General features: G+C 47.8%; 1 pseudogene. It reads right to left on the bottom strand.

The window, feature by feature from the left end:
* Nucleotides 1-400 (bottom strand): annotated as a pseudogene (locus BZJ21_RS16455) (hypothetical protein); the annotation flags it as partial.

Genomic DNA, 400 nt, shown 5'->3' with positions numbered 1-400 from the left:
CATCAAAGGCATAGGCTGGCTTAGCATCTGGGATAAACTCAATGCTGCCTTGAGTGTTGATTTTGGTTGAGGCCATGACAAAAAACTCAGCGCCAAAATATGCCCCAACATTGCCTTCTTTGACTTTTTTTTCCAGCTTCTTGGCTTCTTCTTGGAGCTTTTTCACCAGGTTTTTGATTTTAAAGTAAGCGGCGGCCGCGAGTATCACATCCAAGGTGATCGAAAAGTCCAACAAGGGGTCGAGGGCCAGCGTGGTTTTACCCGATGTGGTTATCGCGCCCTTACCAGTCAACGCGGTGGCTTGACTGCCCGTTAACTTGATCACCGGAGGCTTAAATTCCCAAGTGACCAGCTTGATTTTTTCTGCCCCCGCGTCTTTATACATGCCTGACTTGATCAT

Source organism: Salinivibrio costicola subsp. alcaliphilus (assembly GCF_001996185.1).
GTDB classification, from domain to species: domain Bacteria; phylum Pseudomonadota; class Gammaproteobacteria; order Enterobacterales; family Vibrionaceae; genus Salinivibrio; species Salinivibrio costicola.
Note: the sequence above shows the minus strand (reverse complement) of the source record. Positions and strands in the feature narration are given on the sequence as shown.